At 53.6% G+C, this 21778-nt stretch carries 24 protein-coding genes and 1 tRNA gene; 22 read left to right on the forward strand and 3 right to left on the reverse strand.

The window, feature by feature from the left end:
• Positions 1 to 205: 205 nt before the first annotated feature.
• The 4 genes from secG (at position 206) to ACQGQ5_RS00100 (ending at position 3358) form a co-directional block, all read left to right on the forward strand.
• Positions 206 to 454: a preprotein translocase subunit SecG gene (secG, locus tag ACQGQ5_RS00085; protein ID WP_455734628.1), complete on the forward strand. Its 249-nt coding sequence runs from the start codon at positions 206 to 208 to the stop codon at positions 452 to 454.
• A gap of 119 nt (positions 455 to 573) precedes the next feature.
• Positions 574 to 2697: a ribonuclease R gene (gene rnr / locus ACQGQ5_RS00090; protein ID WP_455734629.1), complete on the forward strand. Its 2124-nt coding sequence runs from the start codon at positions 574 to 576 to the stop codon at positions 2695 to 2697.
• 122 nt (positions 2698 to 2819) lie between these two features.
• Positions 2820 to 3092: a DUF2508 family protein gene (locus ACQGQ5_RS00095; protein ID WP_455734630.1), complete on the forward strand. Its 273-nt coding sequence runs from the start codon at positions 2820 to 2822 to the stop codon at positions 3090 to 3092.
• A 2-nt stretch (positions 3093 to 3094) separates the two neighbouring features.
• Positions 3095 to 3358 carry a pro-sigmaK processing inhibitor BofA family protein gene (locus ACQGQ5_RS00100; protein WP_455734631.1) on the forward strand — a complete coding sequence of 88 codons (264 nt, stop codon included), beginning with the start codon at positions 3095 to 3097 and terminating at the stop codon, positions 3356 to 3358.
• A 75-nt stretch (positions 3359 to 3433) separates the two neighbouring features.
• Here ACQGQ5_RS00100 and ACQGQ5_RS00105 read toward each other — a convergent pair whose 3' ends face one another.
• Together ACQGQ5_RS00105 and ACQGQ5_RS00110 are read right to left on the reverse strand one after the other, a co-directional pair.
• Complete coding sequence (locus ACQGQ5_RS00105; protein WP_455734632.1) at positions 3434 to 4033, reverse strand: DUF4364 family protein; 600 nt, start codon at positions 4031 to 4033, stop codon at positions 3434 to 3436.
• 157 nt (positions 4034 to 4190) lie between these two features.
• Complete coding sequence (locus ACQGQ5_RS00110; RefSeq protein WP_455734867.1) at positions 4191 to 4580, reverse strand: helix-turn-helix domain-containing protein; 390 nt, start codon at positions 4578 to 4580, stop codon at positions 4191 to 4193.
• 261 nt (positions 4581 to 4841) lie between these two features.
• Here ACQGQ5_RS00110 and ACQGQ5_RS00115 point away from each other — a divergent pair.
• The 18 genes from ACQGQ5_RS00115 to ACQGQ5_RS00200 all read left to right on the forward strand — a co-directional run bounded on the left by ACQGQ5_RS00115 (position 4842) and on the right by ACQGQ5_RS00200 (position 19702).
• Positions 4842 to 4916 (forward strand) — tRNA-Thr (locus ACQGQ5_RS00115).
• A gap of 331 nt (positions 4917 to 5247) precedes the next feature.
• Positions 5248 to 6498, forward strand: coding sequence for a [Fe-Fe] hydrogenase large subunit C-terminal domain-containing protein (locus tag ACQGQ5_RS00120; RefSeq protein WP_455734633.1), 1251 nt, complete (start codon positions 5248 to 5250; stop codon positions 6496 to 6498).
• A gap of 86 nt (positions 6499 to 6584) precedes the next feature.
• A complete protein-coding gene (locus ACQGQ5_RS00125) occupies positions 6585 to 7172 on the forward strand; it encodes a hydrolase (RefSeq protein WP_275717607.1) in 588 nt (195 codons plus the stop codon).
• Positions 7173 to 7500: 328 nt separating this feature from the next.
• A complete protein-coding gene (locus ACQGQ5_RS00130) occupies positions 7501 to 7869 on the forward strand; it encodes a GntR family transcriptional regulator (RefSeq protein ID WP_455734634.1) in 369 nt (122 codons plus the stop codon).
• Positions 7869 to 8567, forward strand: coding sequence for an ABC transporter ATP-binding protein (locus ACQGQ5_RS00135; RefSeq protein ID WP_455734635.1), 699 nt, complete (start codon positions 7869 to 7871; stop codon positions 8565 to 8567). The genes ACQGQ5_RS00130 and ACQGQ5_RS00135 overlap by 1 nt, the downstream gene beginning before the upstream one ends.
• The gene (locus ACQGQ5_RS00140) at positions 8561 to 9361 is read left to right on the forward strand and encodes a hypothetical protein (RefSeq protein ID WP_455734636.1); all 801 of its coding nucleotides are present in this window, start codon (positions 8561 to 8563) and stop codon (positions 9359 to 9361) included. Before ACQGQ5_RS00135 ends, ACQGQ5_RS00140 begins: the two co-directional genes overlap by 7 nt.
• 232 nt (positions 9362 to 9593) lie before the next feature.
• Positions 9594 to 9875 carry a (2Fe-2S) ferredoxin domain-containing protein gene (locus ACQGQ5_RS00145; protein WP_455734637.1) on the forward strand — a complete coding sequence of 94 codons (282 nt, stop codon included), beginning with the start codon at positions 9594 to 9596 and terminating at the stop codon, positions 9873 to 9875.
• Position 9876: 1 nt separating this feature from the next.
• Positions 9877 to 11589: a [Fe-Fe] hydrogenase large subunit C-terminal domain-containing protein gene (locus tag ACQGQ5_RS00150; protein ID WP_455734638.1), complete on the forward strand. Its 1713-nt coding sequence runs from the start codon at positions 9877 to 9879 to the stop codon at positions 11587 to 11589.
• Entirely contained in the window at positions 11586 to 12764 is a 1179-nt protein-coding gene (locus ACQGQ5_RS00155) for a SpoIIE family protein phosphatase (protein ID WP_455734639.1), read from the forward strand. The genes ACQGQ5_RS00150 and ACQGQ5_RS00155 overlap by 4 nt, the downstream gene beginning before the upstream one ends.
• A gap of 13 nt (positions 12765 to 12777) precedes the next feature.
• Positions 12778 to 14232 (forward strand): 4Fe-4S dicluster domain-containing protein, encoded by a 1455-nt coding sequence (locus ACQGQ5_RS00160; RefSeq protein ID WP_455734640.1) that lies wholly within the window; start codon positions 12778 to 12780, stop codon positions 14230 to 14232.
• Between the two features lie 22 nt (positions 14233 to 14254).
• Complete coding sequence (locus tag ACQGQ5_RS00165) at positions 14255 to 15163, forward strand: ABC transporter ATP-binding protein (protein ID WP_455734641.1); 909 nt, start codon at positions 14255 to 14257, stop codon at positions 15161 to 15163.
• On the forward strand, positions 15160 to 15957 hold the full coding sequence (locus ACQGQ5_RS00170; RefSeq protein WP_455734642.1) for an ABC transporter permease subunit: 798 nt from the start codon (positions 15160 to 15162) through the stop codon (positions 15955 to 15957). The genes ACQGQ5_RS00165 and ACQGQ5_RS00170 overlap by 4 nt, the downstream gene beginning before the upstream one ends.
• Before the next feature lie 83 nt (positions 15958 to 16040).
• The gene (locus tag ACQGQ5_RS00175; RefSeq protein WP_455734643.1) at positions 16041 to 16880 is read left to right on the forward strand and encodes a PHP domain-containing protein; all 840 of its coding nucleotides are present in this window, start codon (positions 16041 to 16043) and stop codon (positions 16878 to 16880) included.
• Positions 16881 to 16901: 21 nt separating this feature from the next.
• Complete coding sequence (locus tag ACQGQ5_RS00180; protein WP_455734868.1) at positions 16902 to 17159, forward strand: TIGR03905 family TSCPD domain-containing protein; 258 nt, start codon at positions 16902 to 16904, stop codon at positions 17157 to 17159.
• A 37-nt stretch (positions 17160 to 17196) separates the two neighbouring features.
• Positions 17197 to 17475 (forward strand): hypothetical protein, encoded by a 279-nt coding sequence (locus ACQGQ5_RS00185; RefSeq protein ID WP_455734644.1) that lies wholly within the window; start codon positions 17197 to 17199, stop codon positions 17473 to 17475.
• A gap of 43 nt (positions 17476 to 17518) precedes the next feature.
• Entirely contained in the window at positions 17519 to 18013 is a 495-nt protein-coding gene (locus tag ACQGQ5_RS00190) for a UvrB/UvrC motif-containing protein (protein ID WP_455734645.1), read from the forward strand.
• Positions 18006 to 19040, forward strand: a complete 1035-nt coding sequence (locus ACQGQ5_RS00195) for an ATP--guanido phosphotransferase (protein ID WP_455734646.1) — start codon at positions 18006 to 18008, stop codon at positions 19038 to 19040. Before ACQGQ5_RS00190 ends, ACQGQ5_RS00195 begins: the two co-directional genes overlap by 8 nt.
• Positions 19028 to 19702: a hypothetical protein gene (locus ACQGQ5_RS00200; protein ID WP_455734647.1), complete on the forward strand. Its 675-nt coding sequence runs from the start codon at positions 19028 to 19030 to the stop codon at positions 19700 to 19702. The genes ACQGQ5_RS00195 and ACQGQ5_RS00200 overlap by 13 nt, the downstream gene beginning before the upstream one ends.
• Before the next feature lie 114 nt (positions 19703 to 19816).
• Here the strand turns inward: ACQGQ5_RS00200 and ACQGQ5_RS00205 are convergent, their stop codons facing one another.
• Positions 19817 to 21580: a methyl-accepting chemotaxis protein gene (locus tag ACQGQ5_RS00205; RefSeq protein ID WP_455734648.1), complete on the reverse strand. Its 1764-nt coding sequence runs from the start codon at positions 21578 to 21580 to the stop codon at positions 19817 to 19819.
• Positions 21581 to 21778 lie beyond the last annotated feature (198 nt).

The following is a 21778-nucleotide window of genomic DNA, read 5'->3' on the forward strand; positions in this document are numbered from 1 at the left end:
CCGCTGAAAAGCCAATAGCAGTCCAGCGGCGGGGTCAGGTCAAAGCGGCAAACGCAGACGCTTTGATGAGTCCATACTTAGATTGCCCTTTTGACTTTTTCATATGCATAAAAATTGAGAATGCACATAAAATATGCTTGCAAAAACGCACTTTTTATGTTAGTATAGTTTAAGTTGTTTATGCAAGAATATTCGGAGGTGCGCTATGTCGGCTGTCGAGGTTATTTTCGGGATTATATTATTAATATTTTCAGTTGCTATAACGATTGTCGTCCTTCTTCAGGAAGGTCATCAGCAGGAACTTGGGGCGATTACGGGCGGTGCCGATACTTTTCTTTCAAAGAATAAGGCCCGTTCGGTAGATGCGTTTCTTGCCCGGTGGACAAAAGTGATTGCGATTGGATTCTTTGTACTGGTGATCGGTATCAACGCGTACATGTACTTTTTGAAGTAACTTGAATGCTAAAGCCCCGCTTGTGTAAAGCGGGGCTTTTCTTATCGGCGCGCCGCCCCGTTTTACGCAGGCTGTGTAAAAATGGGAATTATAAAATGAATGATAAATTCGGAGGAACCATGTTAGAGGAAATTAAGAAGAAAATCATACAATATCTGCAGGCTTATCCGCAGAGCGTGACTTCCCGCGGACTGATCAAAAAGCTCGGGATCAAGGATAACAAAAGCTTTTACCGCGCGTTAAATCAGCTGCGGGACGAGGGCGCCGTGGAGGTCAATAAAAAACACCGCGTCCGTCTGCCGGAAGAAAGGAAGACCGTCAAGGCGACCATCGTGTCCCTTTCCAAAGGCTTTGCTTTCGCGCGCCCGTCGGACGGCGGAGAGGATCTGTTTATTCACGCCGACAATCTGAAAAAGGCCTTTATCGGCGACACGGTCCTGCTGAAGCATGTGAAACAGAGCGCCAAGGGGCCGAGCGCCCATGTGGACGAAATTTCGGAAAAAAGCAGCCGGATCATTACCGGTACGCTCAGCAGGGGAAAGGGACTGTGCGAAATTGTCCCGGACGACGCGATCCGCTACCATATCCCGGTGGAAAAGAGCTCCGCAAAGAACGTGAGGGACGGGGACAAGGTTCAGGCGGAAATATTCCGCGCGCCCCGCACCTCCCTGCTTTCCGCGCGGATCGTCAAGGTCTATGGGAAATCGAGCAGCGCGAAAATCTGCGCGGACGCCATTATCGACCAGAACGGCATCCGGACCAAATTTCCGGACGAAGTCCTTTCCGAAGCGAAAAAGATCGCCGCGGGTACGATTACGGAACAGGATCTGAGGGGCAGGCTCGACCTGCGCGACACCAGCATCTGCACCATTGACGGCGCGGACGCGAAGGACCTGGACGACGCTATTTCCGTCAGCCGGACAAAAACGGGCTACAAGCTCGGCGTCCATATCGCGGATGTCAGCCATTATGTAAAAGAGGGCGGCGCCATCGACGCGGAAGCGCTGGAGCGGGGGACCTCCGTTTATTTCGCCGACCGCGTCATCCCCATGCTTCCCAAGGAGCTTTCCAACGGGGTCTGCTCGCTGAACGCCGGAGAGGACAAGCTGACCTTTTCCGCCATTATCCAGCTGGACGGACAGGGGGAAATCCTTTCCTACCAGTTCCGGAAAAGCGTGATCCGTTCCAAGGTGCGCGGCGTTTATTCGGAAGTGAACCAATTGTTTGACAAGACGGCCGACGCCGGTCTGCGGAAAAAATACGCTCCGGTCATCCGCTCGCTCAACGCGGCAAAGGAGCTCGCCGATCTTTTGAAGGCGCGTTCCATTCAGAAGGGAACGGTCGATCTGGACAGCACGGAATCCAAATTCACGCTGAACGAGGAAGGGGTCTGCGTCAATGTGGAGCCCCGGCAGACGGGCGTTTCCGAGCAGATGATCGAGCAGCTGATGATTACGGCCAATCAGGCCGCCGCCAAGCTGGCCAAAGCGAATGCCATCCCGTTTGTCTACCGTGTGCACGAGCAGCCCAGCCCGGAGCGTGTGGAGAACCTGGCGCAGCTCGTGGGGGCGCTCGGGCTGAACGCGCGCAGCCTGAAGCACGAAGGGGACGTTACCACCGCCGACTTCGCCGACATCATGCATCAGGCGGAGGGCACGCCCGCGCAGAAGGTCATTTCCCATCAGCTTCTGCGGACGATGGCAAAGGCGCGCTACGATACGAACCCGATCGGGCATTTCGGGCTTGCGCTTGCGGACTACTGCCACTTTACCTCTCCCATCCGCCGCTATCCGGACACGGCTATCCACCGCATCCTTTCCGCCATGCTGGAAACGAAGGACAGGGCAGAGCTGAACAGAAGGTTCCTGACCTTTGCGAACGCCGCCGCCTCTGCTTCCTCTTCCGCGGAAGTCCGCGCCATGCAGGCCGAGCGCAGCGCGGAAGACTGCTATATGGCGGAATATATGACGCAGCATATCGGCGAATGTTATACCGGAATCATCAGCGGGGTGACCCAGCGCGGCGTTTTTGTGGAACTGCCGAATTCCGTCGAGGGCTTTGTGCCGGTCGACAGCTTTGAAGGTGCACGTTTCCGCTTTGACGGCGTTATCACACAGGTCGACGAGAACACCGGCCGCAAGCTGACCATCGGGCAGGAACTTGCCGTCCGGGCGGTTGCCGCGGATGTGACGAGCGGCAGAATCGACTTTATTCCGGATCCTTCCAAAAATGAGGAACCTTAATTGCGTTTATTTCCATAAAAAACCCCTCTTCGTTGGCAAAATATTGAAACATTGGTATAAATTTTGGCATATTTGACCATCATACTAACATAGATATAAAACCGAAAGGCGGAGCTGTTAGTATGGAATCTGTTTTAAAACTGGTGCAGCGCACGGATTGCGCAGCTGTTCAGGAAAATGATGATAAAAAGCAAATCCTGGAAGAAATCAAGGAAGTCTGTCGTCTGATCGCCTGCAACGACTGCTGGTTTGAACTGGAATGTGACGAAAATTTGATAGACGCCTGTATTTATCAGCGCGAAGAGCTCCATTCCCGTTACAAATATCTGCTGAACCTGGCAAAACAGCGGGGGATCAGCTGTACTCCTTTCAGATGCAAGGAAATGGGGGTGTGATTTTGCCCGATCTGATTCTTATGCTTTCCATGTGCGGGGTATTTGCGCTTCTCGTGGTGATTCAGGTGATCGTCAAGGCAAAAAAGCCCGTGCAGCGTGCGGCGGGCGGTGTCATCATGGGCCTTTGCGCGCTTGCCGCGGTGAATCTGAGCGGATTTTTTACCGGGGTCAGCCTGCCGCTCAGCCCGCTTACCATAGGGGTTTCCGGCGCCGCCGGGATTCCGGGGGTGACCCTGCTGCTGCTTTTGAATCTGATTGTAAAATGAGACGAAGAAGGGGAGCTTTCACGCAAGTGAGAGTTCCCCTTCTTTGTCAGGCGGGCTTTGCCCGTTTTTTCGTTTTTATTTGAGCGCCGCCGTGTGGTCCTTCAAAATGTCGGCGGCCATTTCATTGTTTCCGGTCACCAGCGCCAGCAGCATCCGGTAGACGTTTTCCGGCGACTGGTGAAAGTTGTGCTTCACCATGTTGGCCTGATACAGATCCGGGACATGCAGGGTAAAATTCATCAGATCCATATCTCCGCCGGAAATATGGCAGACAACGTTGTAGCCGCGTTCGGTCTTTGTGATCTCCACCTTGTTTTCCCGTTCGCGCTTTGTTCTGGCCAGCAGGTTGATCGCGGCCGCGACCGCTTTGTCCCGCACAACGTGGGGAAGCGCCCTGTCCAGCTGTTTGGCGATCATCCGGGCGGTGCCGCTCGCCGAGCAGAGCTCGTCCTTTTCTCCGCTGACAATGACATTCCCTTTTTCGATCAGCTCCGCCAGCGCATCGGTGACTTCAAAATAGTTTGCCAGTCCGTTGTCCTGAATGATATTTAAAATATCGCTTTTTGAAAGCGGCGCATCCAGGCTTGACAGCAGATAACAAATTAAAATGCGTATCTCGTTCTTGCTGCGGAGTCCGCCCGGTTCGATCCCTCCGGTAAAAGCGTCAAAATCCATAAACAACACCTCCGGCAAATTTTTTATTCTGCGCAAAAAAGCCAAAGCAAACGTACTCCTCAATCGCCGGAGCAGGCTTGGCTTTGACTCGGAACGTGTACTGCTGTTATTTTAACATACAACCGGATTTCTTTCAATCCGCATTGCGGGGCTTCCGTTATTTTTTCATATTTTCCTTCAGGTATTTCAATATTTTTTCCTGTTCCTGCGCAGTGCAGGAGCGGAACACGCCAACCAGGATTTTTTCATTGCTGGAAAGCTCGTAAATATGGCTTGTATTTTTTTTACTGTAGATAAAGTTGGATTTGGCCCCGCTGTCCACTACTGTTTCCGGTGTTCCTTCATCGGCCAGCAAATCATTTATGGCAATATTGAAGACCTTGGCGAGGGTCATCAGTACGGTTATATCGGGTGTTGTTTTGCCAATTTCATAGTACGAATAGGTTGAGCGGTCAATGTTTAATATTTTAGCGATCTGCACCTGTGTGTAGCCGCTTTTTATACGAAGCTCGCGCAGCCTTTCGTTTATATGGATTTTTTCAATAATAGGTCACACCACCTTTAATAAGAAGTGCCAGAGGGCTTGTATTAATCAAGATTATATACATAGATAATGCCGTCACGATAATAACGTGATGTTTATTCACCTAAAAATAATCCTTAAACAATAAATTTATTGGATTAGCTCTTGACGTGCGCACTTTGATTTTGTATAATATTTTAGTTGGCTGTTCAGTAAAGATATTTTCGATGCGAAGAGCAGTCCCCCGGGTCCCGAAAATGAAAGGGCTTACGCCTTTTCCATTACGCTACTGTGGCTCAATGGTAGAGCAGCTCATTCGTAATGAGCAGGTTGTCAGTTCGATTCTGACCAGTAGCTCCACCAGCCTGAAGCTGGACACAAATCGCGCACTTCACTTTGTGAGGTGCGTTTTGTTTTGTACCCGCGCCAAAGGCCGCGTCTGCCTTTTCTGATTTTCTGTATTTCTCTTTTATTTTATATCATATCTCCGGCCTATTATTTCATTTATTTCATTACGGCGAAAATATTTGCGGCCTCTAAATTGGAAAGCAGACAAAAAATACAGGAAATCTTCCGTATCTCTTTCAAAAAAATCCTCTATATGTTATGATTTTGCCATAAGAAAATACAGAATGTACCAGATGACTGAAAATGTGTCTTACGGATACAATAACAGGACAGGAGGGAAAGCATGACTACATTCAATGAATTGTACGAAAGACTTGTAAAAGCTTCGGTGGAAAACAGGGAACCGCAGGAGCTTGAAAAAATTCGGGAGCAGGAATTCGACCCGCATCACCTTGACTGTCTGCTGAATCCGGAAAAGTACGCGCCGGTGCTTCGCATCGGCGATTGTAAATGCTCCGGCAGCGAGCAGGCGCCCTGCGAGGGGAAATGCCTTTTTGACGCCCTCTACAGGGATGAAAAGGGAAACGTTCAAATCAATCAGGACCTGTGCGTCGGCTGCTCCGAGTGCATTGAGAGCTGCCAGGCCAAAAAGCTGACGGCCAGCCGCGATATTCTGCCCGCGCTTGCCGCTGTACATGAAGCGAAAGCGCCCGTTTACGCAATGATTGCCCCCGCCTTTATCAGCCAGTTCAGCAAAGACGTGACTCCCGGGAAGCTGCGTACCGCCTTTAAGACGCTCGGGTTTGCCGGCATGGTCGAGGTTGCCCTTTTTGCGGACATCCTTACCCTGAAAGAGGCGCTCGAGTTCAATAAAAATATCGTCAGGGAAACCGACTTCCAGCTTACCAGCTGCTGCTGCCCCATGTGGATCGCCATGATCCGCAAGGTGTACCACGAGCTGATGCCCCATGTGCCCGGCGCGGTTTCCCCCATGGTCGCCTGCGGCCGCGCCATTAAAGCCATTCATCCGGATGCGCTTACCGTCTTTATCGGGCCCTGTATCGCCAAGAAGGCCGAGGCGCGCGAGCCGGATATTTCGGATTCCACGGACTTTGTCCTGACCTTTCAGGAAATACGGGATGTTTTTGAATTCGCAAAGCTGGATCTTGCCGCGCTGCCGGAGGACGAACGCGACCACTCGTCGCGCGCGGGAAGAATTTACGCCAGAAGCGGCGGTGTCAGCGAGGCGGTCCAGAGGACGTCCAAACGCTTGAGCCCCGACCGGAAAATCACCGTCCGCGCCCATCAGGCCGACGGGGTCCCCGCCTGCAAGGCGATGATCAACGACCTGCTGGCCGGAAAAATCGACGCGAACTTCCTGGAGGGCATGGGCTGCGTGGGCGGCTGCGTCGGCGGGCCGAAGGCTTTGATCCCCCGCGGGGAGGGCCGCGAAAACGTGAACCAATACGGCCAGGAAGCCGTCTATCAGACCCCGATAGACAACCCCTATGTGATCGAGCTGCTGCACCGGCTTGGCTTTGACACGGTGGAAAGCCTGATCGAACACAGCGATATCTTCACCCGCAAATTCTGAGAAGTTTGATTTGTAATTTAAAAGCAGGGTCTATGAATGCCCCCGTTTCTATGATATAATAATACCATAGAATGGGGGCATTTGTTATGGGATACAAAGAGGACTTTGAAAAAATATACATATCCAAAATCACAAGGGCGGGGAGCGCGGAGCTGCTGGAATGGCTGAAAACCACCGACTTTTTTACCGCGCCTGCAAGCACGAAATTTCACTGCGCCTGTCTGGGCGGACTTGTTCAGCACAGTGTCAGCGTGTACCGCGTGATGATGGATAAACACTTCAACGCGGAGACGGACAGTGAAGAAAGCTTTGCCATCTGCGGGCTTCTGCACGACGTCTGCAAGGCCCAGTTTTATAAAGAGAGCACCCGCAATGTGAAAAACGAAGAGACCGGCGCGTGGGAAAAACGCCCGTACTATACGATAGAGGACAGCTATCCGTACGGTCACGGTGAAAAATCGGTCTTTCTGATCGAGCGGTTTATGCGCCTGAAAACCAGCGAGGCGATCGCCATCCGCTGGCACATGGGCGGCTTCGACGAATCCGTTCGGGGCGGAAGCTTTTCCATCGGTCTGGCGTGGCAGAAATATCCCATCGCCGTGAAGCTGCACCTTTCAGATCTGGAAAGCACCTATCTTTGTGAAAAGGGGACGTCTTCCGTACACGGGAAATAAATTCAAATCATGCGCCGTAGGGAAGCTTCCGGCGTGAGAGTGTCGAAAAACTTGTCAGGTGGATGGAAATTGCACTAAGACGGTTAAGTGAAAGCCAATGCCAGCCTCCCCCCGAGAGGGAGGTGGCGCGCTTGGCGCGCCGGAGGGAGTATCAGCCAGGCTTTGCCTGACGGCTTCCTCAAAGAAGGGAAACAACTTTATCAACAATCTGGCGCCGGAAATGAAGCTTCCGGCGTTTTCTTTTTTTAAAAAGCTATTGACAAATTGAAAATATGATGTATTATTGTATTAAGATATTAGTACAATAATACAGAACGGAGGTGGATCCATGGCCTGGAATTTGAAATCCGACAGACCGATTTATGCGCAGCTGATCGAACAGATAGAGCTTTTGATCGTATCGGGCGTTTATCCTGCCGGTTCAAAGCTGCCGTCGGTCCGCGACATGGCCGGGGAGGCTTCTGTCAACCCGAATACCATGCAGCGCGCGCTGGCGCAGCTTGAGAACGACGGCTTATTATATTCACAGCGTACCAGCGGCAGATTTGTAACAGAGGATGTGGAGCGCATTATGCAGACGAAAAACAGTCTGGCTCAGGGACTGATCAAAGAATTTATAGAAAACATGGGCAATCTGGGCTACGACAGGCGGCAGACCATCTCGCTGCTTGAGAGGATATCGAAGGAGGAAAAATAATGGAGAACATTTTGGAATGCCAAAATCTGGTGAAATTCTTTCCCGGATGTCTGGCATTGAACTCGATCAGTCTGGCCATACCAAAAGGAAGGATCGTCGGCCTGCTCGGCCCGAACGGCAGCGGCAAAAGCACCATGATCAAGCTGGCCAACGGCCTGATTACGCCGACCAGCGGCAAAATCCTGATCGACGGGATGGAACCGGGCATAGAAACAAAGAAAATGATTTCTTATCTTCCGGAGCGGACCTACCTGAACGACTGGATGGATGTCAACAGTATGGTCAATTTTTTTGCTGATTTTTATGAGGATTTCAATAAGCAGAAGGCGTATGACATGCTCCGCCGGCTCGGCGTGGACCCCGTCCAAAGGCTGAAAACCATGAGCAAGGGCACCAAGGAGAAGGTACAGCTGATTCTGGTCATGAGCCGCGAGGCAAAGCTGTATCTGCTGGATGAGCCGATCGGCGGCGTGGACCCTGCGGCAAGGGATTACATCCTCGACACGATCATCGGCAACTACAGCGCCGAAGCCACCATCGTAATCTCCACCCACCTGATTGCGGACGTTGAAAAGGTGCTGGATGAGGTCGTCTTTATCAATCAGGGCAACATCGTGCTGACCTCCACGGTCGACGACATCCGTGAAAAAGAGAATAAGAGCGTGGATGCGCTGTTCAGGGAGGTATTTAAATGCTGAGGAAACTTTTGAAATATGAAATACAGGCGACGGCCAGAATCTTTCTACCGATGTATGCGCTTCTGATCGTTTTCGCGCTGCTGAATAAGTTTTTCATCGCGGTGAACGCCGACTACCTGAGAATCCCGCAGGTCATTTCCGCAACGGTTTTCGGGATCATCATCATCGGGATCTGCGTCATGACGCTGGTGGTCACCATTCAGCGCTACAACAAGAACCTGCTGTCCGACGAGGGCTATCTGTCCTTTACGCTGCCGGTGAAGATTCACAGCCATATCGACTGCAAGATGCTCGTCTCCCTGATGTGGTCGGTCCTGAGCGTCCTCGTATCGCTGGCGTCCATATTTGTGCTGGCGGTAAACGAAAATACCATTGCGTCCCTCCGGCAGTTTTTCGCAGCCTGTGCGGAGTTTTTAAGCAGGGTGGGCCCCGGGGCCTATATGATCCTTCTGGAAAGCCTGCTGCTGGCGGTTGCCGGTGTCCTTTGCCAGGTCCTTACGATCTATGCCTCCATCACGGTGGGCAACATGAGCTCCAAACATAAAATCCTGCTCAGCATCGGCGCTTATCTGGGCTTCGGCGTGATTGAGCAGATCGTTACCTCGATTCTGCTGACGTCCTTCGGCGGAAACTTTACCCGCTATTTCAACTGGCTCAGCACGGCGGCCAATTCCGACCAGCTTCTGGCGGTCCAGTATTTGCTTCTGGCCTTGCTGGCGTATATGCTTGTGTTCGGAGCGGCGTATTATTTTCTGACCGACTGGATGCTGAAAAAGAAACTGAATCTGGAATAGGCTGAACGCAAATACAGCTTTTTGGGCGCGCCGTGCGGCGCGCCCGCTTTTTTATGGGAAGGACTGTAAATGCGCTGACCGTATTGAAATTAGCCTTGAAAAACTTTATAATAAATACAGCCTGCAATACCTTTCCTTTGTAAGACCTTTGTCCGAAAACTGCTTGTGGAAACAGGCGGAGCATGCTATAATAATGATACGTTAAAAAATTAACAAATGATGAGTGAGAGGGATGGCAACTTTGGAAATCACGATCTGTATTGGAAGTTCCTGTCATCTGAAGGGTTCGCGCGACGTCATCAAAATTTTTGAAAGGCTGATCGCGTTTCATTGTCTGGAGGACAAGGTTACGCTCAAGGGGTCGTTCTGTATGGGGGAATGCTCCAAGAACGGCGTGTGCATCTGCGTGGGCGAGGAGCGATTCAATGTTACTCCGTCCCAAGCGGAATCATTTTTTAACTGCGAAATTGTGCCGAGAATCAAGGAACTGAGTAAAGCGGAAGTGGGGACATAAAATGGGGATTATCGGTTTAAAGGCGGCAAACTGTAAAAACTGTTATAAGTGCGTAAAGGTTTGCCCGGTCAAATCCATTAAAGTGGAACATGCACAGGCGCAGATTATCGAGCGGAACTGTGTTTTATGCGGAACCTGCCTGGAGCAGTGCCCTCAGAACGCAAAGACGCTGAACAGCGATGCCGCGGCTGTCAGGGAAATGATCGGGAAGGGCGTCCGGACCATTCTTTCCGTGGCTCCGTCCTACGTGGGCTCCTTTGATTTCGACGATGTGCAAAAGTTTGCGGGGGCTGTGAAAGCGCTGGGCTTTTACGGCGTAGCCGAAACAAGCATGGGAGCGGCTTATGTGACGGCGGAGTACCACCGGCTGATGCAGGAAAACCGCATGGAAAACATCATTACGACCTGCTGCCCTTCGGCAAACAGGCTGATCGAGCATTATTATCCGTCCCTGGTCGGCCAGATGGCGCCCGTGGTTTCTCCGATGATCGCGCACGCCCGGCTGCTGAAAAAGACCTTTGGATACGGTACCCGCGTCGTATTCGTAGGCCCGTGTATCGCAAAGATCGGCGAGGCCGCCGATATCCGCCACAACAATGATGTGGACGCCGTGATTACCTTTGACGATCTGGCCAGATGGATGGAGGAAGAGCATATTTCTATTCATGAAGCGCAGCCGGCATCCTTTCTCAACCCAAGCTCGCGAATCCTGCGGATGTATCCGGTGACGGACGGAATCATCGCTTCCCTGCGCGCCATGGGTGATACGGACGACTGGAAGATGCTCAGCGTAAGCGGCTCCGCGGAATGCATCGACCTCTGCAAAGCGCTGGAGCGCGGCGATCTGCGGCATTGCTTTATAGAGATCAATATGTGCAGGGACGGCTGCGTCAACGGGCCGATTTCCAACAGGGACGCGGCTTCGCGTTTCTCCTCCTCGATGAAGGTCAGGAAATATGCCGGTGAGGACGCCGGCGAGTATCCCAATCTGCCGGAGCAGATTCCCATGGGAATGCAGTTTGTGGACTGTTCCGTGCGGGAGGACATTCCCGACGAAGCGACGATCCGCATGATTCTGGCGAAAATCGGCAAGGAGTCGCCGGAGGATGAGCTCAACTGCGGTTCCTGCGGCTATCCGACCTGCCGGGACAAGGCGGTCGCCGTCTACCAGAACAAGGCCGAGCTGACCATGTGTATGCCGTACATGAAGGAGCGCGCCGAGTCGCTTTCCAACTGTGTGCTGGCCGAAACGCCCAACATCACCATCATTGTTGACAAGGACCTGAATATCATTGAATTCAACACCGCGGCGGAGAAGGCGTTCCAGCTTTCCCGCCACGAGGCGCTGCAGAAATGCATTTACGAGATTATGGATTCCTCCGATTTTCAGTATGTTTTTGACGCAAGACAGTCCATCCCGGACAAAAAGGTGCATTTCCGGGATTATGGGATCACCACGATGCAGACCATTGTGTATATCGCGAAGCAGAACATTGCCATGGGGATTTACAAGGATATCACCCGCGAGGAAGCGGAGCTGGAAAGCAAGTATAAGCTTCGCAGCGAGACCATGGAGATGGCCCAGAAGGTCATTGACAAACAAATGGTAGCCGCCCAGCAGATTGCGAGCCTGCTCGGGGAAACGACGGCGGAGACAAAGGTCACGCTGACCAAGCTGAAAAATATGATTGTGTTTGACGGTGATGAACAATGAAAATGCATGTTGACACCGCGTATCGAAGCCTGAATAAATACGGCGAAGAGCTGTGCGGGGACAAGGTGATCGTCTCGCGCACGAAGGACGCCACCATCGCGGTTCTGGCCGACGGGCTGGGCAGCGGCGTAAAAGCCAATATCCTTTCCACTCTGACCTCCAGCATTATTTCCACCATGCTGGAAGAGGGGGCGACTTTGGTGGAGGCGGTCGAGACCATTGCCAAAACGCTGCCGGTCTGCAATATCCGCAAGCTGGCTTATTCCACCTTCAGCGTCATCCGGGTGTCCGACGACGGCGACGTCTCTCTGGTGGAGTTTGACAATCCGCCCTGCATCTTTGTGCGAAACGGCGGGATCGTTGATCTGGAGGACTGCTCGGAAATCAAGGAGTGCGCCGGAAAGACTGTAACGGAAAGCCATTTTACCGTCTGCCCCGGAGATGTGATCGCCCTTGTCAGCGACGGCATTATCTACGCCGGCGTGGGCCAGGCGCTCAATTTCGGCTGGAACTGGGAAAATGTCTCCGCGTGGCTTGCCAAGACAACCCTGCAGGAAACGTCCGCGCCGCGGCTTGCGGTTTCGCTGTCGCAGGCCGTCAACGAGCTTTATCTGGGAAAGCCGGGGGACGATTCCACCGACCTGATTTTAAAAGTCACCCCGCGCTGTATGGTCAGCCTTCTTTCCGGGCCGCCGGTCCGCAAGGAGGACGACGCCAGGATCGTCCATGATTTTATGACCTCCCCGGGGAAAAGAGTGGTCTGCGGGGGAACCAGCGCCAATATCGTGTCCAGAGTGCTGAACCGGAAGATCGAGACCACGATTCATTACACCGATCCGGACATTCCGCCCACCGGAAAAATAGAGGGGATCGACCTTGTGACCGAGGGCGTCCTGACGCTCAGCCGGACGGTGGAAATCCTGAAGGACTATCTTTCCCGCCAGACCGACTCCTACTATTTTCATGTTCTGGACCAGCCGAACGGCGCGGCAATGCTCGCCAGGCTTCTTTTGGAGGACTGTACCGACCTGAAGGTTTATATCGGCAGGGCGATCAATCCCGCCCACCAGAACCCCGGCCTCCCGGCCGACCTGAGCATCAAGATCAAGCTGATCGAAGAGCTCTGCACCCTTGTGCAGCGGCTCGGCAAAAAAGTAGAAAAATATTACTATTAGATGAGGATTATTCATGCAATATAATAATGACGCCAAGCAATTAAAATACGAAGTACTGACCAAGGCCGCCAAATACGCTTACGAAGGCACGCTGAAGGAACACCTTGACACCATCCCCTATGAGATCATCCCGGGGCCGCTGCCGGAATTCCGCTGCTGTGTTTACCGGGAACGCGAAATTATCCGGGAACGCCTGATTTCCGCGCGCGGGGAAAACCTGCCCGGACAGGATGACGGCAATATCGTCGCGGTGCTTACGGCGGCCTGCGAGGGCTGTCCGATCAACCGCTTTAACGTCACGGACAACTGTCAGCACTGCCTTGCGAAGAAATGCCACGCAGCCTGCCCGTTCGGCGCTATTTCCATTACCCCCAAGGGCGCGTACATCGACCCCGCCAAATGCAAGGAATGCGGACGCTGCGCGGCGGCCTGCCCGTACAACGCGATTTCCGACACCATGCGCCCCTGCATCCGGGCCTGTCCCGTCAAAGCGATCACAAAAGATGAATACAAGCGGGCCGCCATCGACTATTCCCGCTGTATCAACTGCGGGGCCTGCACGAAAAACTGCCCCTTCGGCGCAATCACCGACCGTTCCAGCATTGTCAACGTGATTGAGGAGATCAAGTCCGGCAAGCCGGTCTACGCGGTTTTCGCGCCGGCCATTGAAGGGCATTTCGGCGGTGCCAACGTCGGCATGCTGAAATCCGCGATCAAAAAGCTGGGCTTTGCAGGCGTCGCGGAGGTTTCCCTCGGCGCGGACGCGACGACTTTTCACGAGGCGCGGGAGCTACGGGAAGCGCTGGAAAACAAACAGAAAATGACCACCTCCTGCTGCCCGGCCTTTGTGGAGATGATTGAAAAGCATTTCCCGAAGCTGGTGCCGCTGATTTCGCACACCGCTTCTCCCATGACGCTGACCGTCCGATACATAAAGGCGGAACATCCCGACGGAAAGGTCGTCTTTATCGGTCCCTGCATTGCCAAGAAAATTGAGATCCGGAAGGTTCGGGATACCGCCGACTATGTCATGACCTTTGAAGAGCTTGAGGCCATGTTCAGCGCAAAGGAGATCAACGTCCTCCTTGAGGAAGCGGAAAACGAGCAGGACGGAAGCCTTGCGGGCAAGGGCTTTGCGCAGAGCGGCGGCGTTTCCGGCGCGGTGAAGCAGGCGCTGGAGGAACAGAATTTCGAGCTGCCGTTTACCTGTGTAAAATGCAACGGCGCGGCCGAGTGCAAAAAGACTCTGATGCTCCTGAACGCCGGGCGTCTGGAAGAGGATTTTGTGGAAGGCATGGCGTGCGAGGGCGGCTGTGTCGCCGGGCCCGGCGGCGTGGAGGAGCTGCAGAAGCTTCTGAAAAACCGCAGCAGGCTGATGGCGTCCGCGGATCACCGCGGCATCCTCGAAAACATTCAGAGCATACACGATTTTTCAAAGATTAAAATGACCACGGATCCCCAAGAATAAAGGGGAAAAGGAGGGATCGCTTTTGTACGCAGTCAGCGCGAAAGGTCTTACGAAATCCTATGATGGGAAAACCAATGCCCTGAACGACCTGAATCTGGATATTCCGCAGGGCAGCGTGTACGGCTTTCTGGGCCCGAACGGGGCCGGAAAAACGACGTCCGTCAAACTGTTTACGGGGCTTTTGAAGCCGACGCAGGGGGAGTGTACGGTGCTTGACCTGAATCCCGTGAAAGCCCCCGGCGACGTCCACCGGCTTTGCGGGGTCATGACGGAATCCGCCAGAATGTACGGCCAGCTGACGGGCACGCAGAACCTCCTCTTCTTTGCCCGGACGGCGGGCCTGAGCCGCGAAGAGGGCGGCGAGCGGGCGGCACAGCTTTTAAAAAAGCTTGACCTGTGGGACGCGCGCGAAAAAAAGCTGAGCGAATATTCCACCGGCATGGCGCAGCGCCTTTCTCTGGCCCGCGCGCTGATCAACCGTCCCCAGGTGCTTTTTCTGGACGAGCCCACCAGCGGGCTCGATCCGGAATCCGCACAGACGGTTAATTCCATGATTACGGACCTGGCGGGCAATACCGGCACGACGGTGTTCCTGTGCACCCATCAGCTGCGCTACGCGCAGGATATCTGCGACAGCTATGGAATCGTCGATAAAGGCAGGCTGATCGCCGGGGGCGGACTCGAAGCCCTTTGCAGCGGGATCGGCTGCCGCATCAAGGCCGCTTTCCGTCTTCCGGAGGGGGATTCCCTGGACGGCTTTGACGCCGACGGAGGATGGTGGCGGACGGAGCTTGAGCGGGAAGAACAGATGCCCAGGCTGCTGAAAACCGTCGTTGAATCCGGGCATGATGTTTTTGAAGCGCGTCTGGTAAAGCCAACGCTGGAGGACATCTATTTTGAATATCTGAGGCGTCAGGAGGAAGCACAATGAAATTGCTGTCGTCAGCCGAACAGGCGGTTGTAAATAAGGATTTCGGGGAGATCTGGAACACCAGAATGGCGCGCAACACCATTATTTTCGTGCCGCTGCTGATGGTTCTGCTCCTGCCCGTCATGTACCTTCTGATGATTCTTTTCGTCCCGGCCGGGGAGATGAACGGCGTTGACCAGATGCTGCAGCTCCTTCCGCGGGAAGCGTCATATTTTTCCGTCAAGCAGGGCATGTTCTACATTATGACGAATGTGGTCTGTCCCATGTTCTTTCTGATGATCCCCCTGATGGTTTCCAGTGTTTCGGCGGCAAGCAGCTTTGTCGGCGAAAAGGAACGCGGCACGATCCAGACGCTGCTTCTGACCCCTTTGAGCGTAAAATCGATTTTCAAGGCCAAGGTGCTCAGCTGCGTCTTTTTATCCGCGATCGCCACGGGGATCTCCTTTGTGGTGTTTGCCTGCGTCATTACGGCGGGGGACCTTCTTCTCGGCATGCCGTTTTTCCTGAACTGGAACTGGCTCGTACTCGTGCTTTTTCTGGCGCCCGGGGTCACGGTTTTCGGAGTGGTGTTTATGGTGCTGGTTTCCGGCAGGAGCAAAAGCTACATGGAGTCCTTCCAGACGTCGGGATACATCGTCCTGCCGCTTGTCCTCCTTTTTGTGGGGCAGTTCACCGGCCTGTTTCAGCTCAACGCGCTGATCCTGCTGATCATTGCGGTGGTTTTACTTGTGGCTGACTGTCTTCTCTGGTTTGTCGCGGCGCGTTCTTTCACGCCGGAAAAGCTTTTAAAATGAACCGCCTATTTGCCTTCGCCGTCGGAAAGTATTATAATAGAACTGTAATAGTATGAAAATGACGAAGACTGGAAGGTGATTAAGTGGCTGCAGATTTACATTGTCATACGAAAATGTCCGACGGTTCGGTCAGTATTGACGAGGTTGTTCTACTTGCCAAGACGCATGGGGTCCCCACGATTGCCGTCACTGATCATGACACATTTGCGGGATCAACCAGAGCAAGAATTTTTGGGGACAGACATGGGATTAAAGTGATTTCGGGGGTCGAGCTTTCAACGACGGACCCTGCTACCGGAAGAAAGGCGCATATACTGTGCTACCTTTGCGACAATACCGACCGGCTGGAGGGCCTGTGCAAACGCACCGGGGACAGCCGCCGCCGCGCTTCCTGCATCATGATTCAGAAGGTAATGAAGCTTTATCCGATTACTGCGGAAATGGTTCTGCGCCGGGCGCAGGGGAGTACCAATATCTATAAGCAGCATATTATGCACGCGCTGATAGACGCGGGATATTCCAATCATTTTTTTGGTGAAACGTATCACAAGCTGTTTAATTCCAAGACGGGGCTTGCTTATTTTCCCGTCCACTATCCCGACGTCCACGACGTGATCGGGCAGATCCATGACGCCGGGGGCGTTGCGGTTCTGGCGCATCCCGGTGAGTACGACAGCTATGATCTGCTGGAACAGCTTGCAAAAGATCATGAGATTGAAGGCGTGGAGGTCTGGCATCCGCGCAACAGGCCGGGCGACGAGGAACGCTTTACCGCCGTTGCGCAGGAGTATGGCCTGGTGATGACGGGCGGCACTGATTTTCACGGCATGTATACGACCGTCGCAATGCCGATCGGGACCTGTGTAACGCCGGACAGTCAGCTGGAAGCGCTGAAAAAGGCCAAAATACATTTGAAAAAATAGAGCAGCGGAGGAAACAGCTTGGTGTATCAGTACAAAACAAAGGGCACGTGCTCCTCTGAAATCGATCTGGAGCTGGAGGGCGACACCGTCAAATCGGTCAGGATCATCGGGGGCTGCAACGGGAACGGCAAGGGAATCTGCGCGCTTGTGGAGGGAATGAAGGCCGACGAGGCCATCCGGCGCCTGAAGGGAATCAAGTGCGGGTTTAAGCCCACCTCCTGCCCGGATCAGCTGGCGATCGCGTTATCACAGGCAAAAGAGCAGCAGGAGCGCAAATAAAGAATGAAGGGCTGCGATTTTACTCGCAGCCCTTTTTGTGCGTTTAGCAGCCGCCACATCCGTTGTTGCAATTGCCACAGCCACCGCAATCATTGTCTCCACCGCAGCAGCACAAAAGGATAATGATAAGGATGATAATCCAACAGCAGCTGCCACCACCGCATCCACCAAAGAAATTGTTGTTACACATAATTGTTTGCCTCCTTTCGGTTTACAGTATATAATATTGCATAGGAACAAAACGTGTTACAAATTTTTCTTTTGGGGCCTCACCCAAAAATCAGGCTTTTTTAATCTTCTATTCATGATGAATTAATAGTAATATTATATTATGTTTCATAATCTTGCGGGGTGATTCTATGCTGTGCGATTCCTGTGGAAAAAATCCGGTTACCACTCATATTAAAACCATCATCAACGGGGAACTGACGGAATATTCCCTCTGTGCCGAATGTGCGCAGAGATTGGGGTATGGAAATCTTCTGACCGGGCTGGGCTGTGATTACGGCAGCCTGCTGGGCGGCTTTTTCGGCGGGGCCGGAGTGGACGACCCGGTCCGCTGCAAGTGCTGCGGGTCGACCTTTGACGATATCATGCGCAGCGGGCAGGTCGGCTGCGCGCAGTGCTATCATACCTTTTACGACCGGCTGATCCCTCTGATTCAGCGTATTCACGGCAATACCAGGCACCGCGGAAAGGTTCCGGGCGGCGGCGCTCTTCAGAGCAGGCCGCAGGAGCAGCTCAGCCTGATGCGCCGGGAGCTGCGGGAGGCAATCGACGCCGAAAACTTTGAACATGCCGCCAGCCTGCGCGACCGGATCAAAGAGCTGGAAGGAGGGAAGGACCGTGAATGACCGGAATCCCGGGTGCGAAGAGGACGTTGTAATCCGTACGCAAATCCATCTTTTCCGCAATCTGACGGACGTCCCCTTCTGCGCGAAAATGAGCCGCGCCGACCGTCAGAAGCTTTCCGCAAGAGTGGCGGAGGCCTTCGGCGGCAATGAGGTCCTGTCCCACCTTTTTCAATTTACGGACATGGAGAGCCTGTCCCGGGTGGAAGCGGTTTCTCTGGTGGAACGCCATCTCGTCAGCGCGGATTTCATATCGGACCGCCGCGGAAGAGGCTTCTTTGTAAACGCGGATGAAACGGTCGGCATCATGGTCAATGAAGAGGACCACATTCATCTTCAGTCTTCGGAAGCGGGGCTGAATCCGCAAAAAGCGTTCGCCTCGGCGGACGGCCTGGACGACATTCTGGATAAATGCCTCGGTTTCGCTTTTGATGAAAATCTGGGATACCTGACACAGAATCCCGTCAACCTCGGGACGGGGATGCGCGCGTCTCTGACGCTGCATCTTCCCGCGCTGCGGGAAGGCGGGGGAATTTCCCGGATTTCCGCGAATCTCAGTAAGCTTGGCCTTGTGCTGCGCGGCACTTTCGGGTCCGGGGTGGAACCGAGGGGCGCCGTCTACCAGCTGTCCAACCGCGTTACCTTCGGGCTGTCGGAGCAGGAAGCGATCGCGAACCTTCAAAGCATTGCCATGCAGCTGATCGAACAGGAACGCGCCGCCAGAAAGGAACTGGCGGAAAGCCTTGAAATCCAGGATACCGTCAGCCGCTCCCTTGCAATTTTGCAAAGCGCGAAGATGATGGCGAACGAGGAATTCATGCAGCTGATTTCCAACGTCCGGTTCGGCGTGGCCACGGGCTTGATTGATCCGATCGATTACGGCGAAATCAGCCGCCTGACGGTCCTGGTCCAGCCCGCTACGCTGACGTTTTACAGCGGAAAAAAGCTCACTCCCGCGGAGCGGCGCGGCCTGCGGGCCGAAAAGATCAGGGATTTTCTGAAAAGGGGGAAATATCTGTGGCCAAATTAAAAAATGACAGCACGGACCATGACAGTACGGATCTGGCGGCAGCGCTCTTTTTTGTGATGGGGGAAACCGTGCCGCACCGCCGGGCGCTGGAAGAAGAGGCCGCCGCCCTGAAGGAGAAAATCCGGGATCGGGAAAAAATACTGCTGAAGGTGATCGGGCTCTGCGGCGAGCCGCATACGCCGGAGCAGCTCTATCTGGTCGCGAAAGCCTACAGCTGGCTGGGCAAAAAATATTATCAGGAAACGGTCCGCTATGCCGGGGAGTACCTGCACACCTCCGGCTGGGGGAGCCTCCCGAGTCACCTTCGGGAGGAGGACGGCATCACCATCAACTACGCCGCCGCGCAGCGCGCTTCCGTGCTGAGGGACCTTGCGAAGGCCCAGGAGGGCCTGGGACGCCTTGACGCCGCGCTCTTTAATTTTACCGAGGCGTACCGTTTGGAGCCTTACAGCGCAATGAACGCGATTAAAGCGGCCGATCTGGTCGCAAAGCTGCACGGCAGGGAAGAAGCGCTGGAGTTCTTAAAGCAGCAAAGGCAGAGCCAGTATTACGATCCGGTGAAATATACGGATTCTCTCGGCCATACCCGTAAAAACGATCTTTTCAAGCAGCTGCTGGATGCCCATATATTAAAACTGCAGGAAAATAAGCCGCCCGTATAATAGCGGGCGGCGTTATTCAAGCGGAGTATGCGGTGCGCGGCTCCGTTTTCCATAAAAAAGTCAAAGAATACGAGCGTATTCTTTGACTTAAATAATCGGAATTGCATTTTTCTGTTAATACTTGCCGCCCGCCGCCATCGGCAGCTCAGTAGCGGCGGCTTCCCCTGGATATGCCGCCGCTTCCAGCGGCACGGGGGGCTGGCCGTTCAGCCTGAATTTTTCGACCAGGTCTCTCAGGAGCTGCGCCTGTCCGGAAAGCTCCTCGCTTGCGGCGGCGCTTTCTTCGGCGGTTGCGGAGTTTGTCTGAACAACGCTGGAGATTTGCTCTACACCCAGCGTGACCTGGGAAATGGCATCGGACTGCCGGTTGGTCGCCATCGAAATTTTTTCGACCGTTTTGGTGACCTCCTCTGCCCTGGAAACGACGCGGTGGAGCGACTGAGCGGTCTCGTCCGCGATTTTCGTCCCGTTTTCTACCTGCCTTACGGAGTTTTCAATCAGCGCGGTCGTGTTTTTCGCGGCTTCGGCGCTCTTGCTTGCAAGATTCCTTACCTCGTCCGCAACTACGGCGAACCCTTTTCCGGCCGCCCCGGCTCTGGCCGCTTCCACGGCTGCGTTCAGCGCGAGGATGTTCGTCTGGAATGCGATATCCTCAATGGTCTTGATGATCTTTCCGATTTCTCCGGAAGATTTGTTAATCAGGGACATGGCCTTGATCATGTCGTCCATGTGCTGGTTGCTTGTCTCGATTTCCCTGGTGACTTCGGCCACGGATCTGCTCGCGTTGGCGGTATGCTCCGCGTTGTCTTTGACATGGGTGGATATTTCGGAAATGCTGGCGGAAAGCTCTTCCACGGAGCTTGCCTGCTCCGTGGCGCCCTGCGCCAGTTCCTGCGCGCCGCTGGAAACCTGGGAGGAACCGCTGGCGACCTGCTCCGCCGCCTGATCGATCTGGCTGAAGGTGTGGTTCAGGGTGGCGATGATCCCTAAAACAGAGCTCTTGAGCTGGGCATAGTCGCCGACGTAATCCAGATCGGTTCCCACGGTAAGATTGCCGCGTTCGATTTCACTGACTATATTTCCGATATCCGATATGTAAACCCGGATGGAAGCCGCGGATTTTGCGAAGGCTTCTCCCAGCCGTCCGATTTCATTTTCGGAGCTCGCATCAATTTGGATGTTCAGATCGCCCTGAGCGATCTTCTGCGCGGCTTCCGCCATTTCGGCCACGGGTTTGCTGATGCCGCGGGAAATCCAAATGGCGATGATAATGGAAATCAGGAGGCTGAGGAAAATGACCCCGACAATGGCAAAATCCGCAAGCCGGGCCTGCTTGGACAGGTCGCCCGCCAATTTGTTTCCGGCTGTCGTCTTTTCCGTAAGCAGGGCCTCGGCGGACGCCCGGATGCTGTCGGAAAGAGGGGTTCCCTCGCGGTCCAGCAGTTCGGCCGCCTCCGTGTTCCTGTTTTGCTTGGCCAGCTCAACCGCCTGGTCGCTGACCTGTTCAAACTTTGTCAGATTTTCCTGAATATGATCATAATAGTCCAGTTCCTTTTCCGTGACCATTCCCTTTTTCATATTTTTCAGGTAAGTATCCAGTTTCTTGCCCGACTGGTCAAGCTCGTTCCCGCTTTCCTGTATTTTCCGTGAATCCGTGCTGTGAAGGATATCGCTGAGAATGGAACGGCTCACATTGAATTGCGTGTTGAAAAGCCCGATTTCTCCCTGAGAGAAACCGTAATCCGTCAGCGCCTTGCCGTAAGCGGCGTTCAGAAGCGCCGTTGCGTTTACGCCTACGATTCCGCTGACGCTGGAAATGACGGCTACGGCAATCATTGTAACCATCAGTTTTTTAGCGATTTTCATATTTTTGAACATTTTCTCATTCCTTTAACTTTTTGGGTCATTTTCGCTGATCGGGGTATTCTAATATTGGTAACGTACCCTGGATCAGTGCCGGCGCCGCATCTGTCCGTTCCCTGTCCAATACTCCAGATACTGAAATATTTTTCAACTTATATTTCTAAATCGACATGATCAAACAAACTGCCTTTTTCAGTATACGCGAAAAAAAAC

It is taken from the genome of Caproiciproducens sp. (assembly GCF_053840905.1).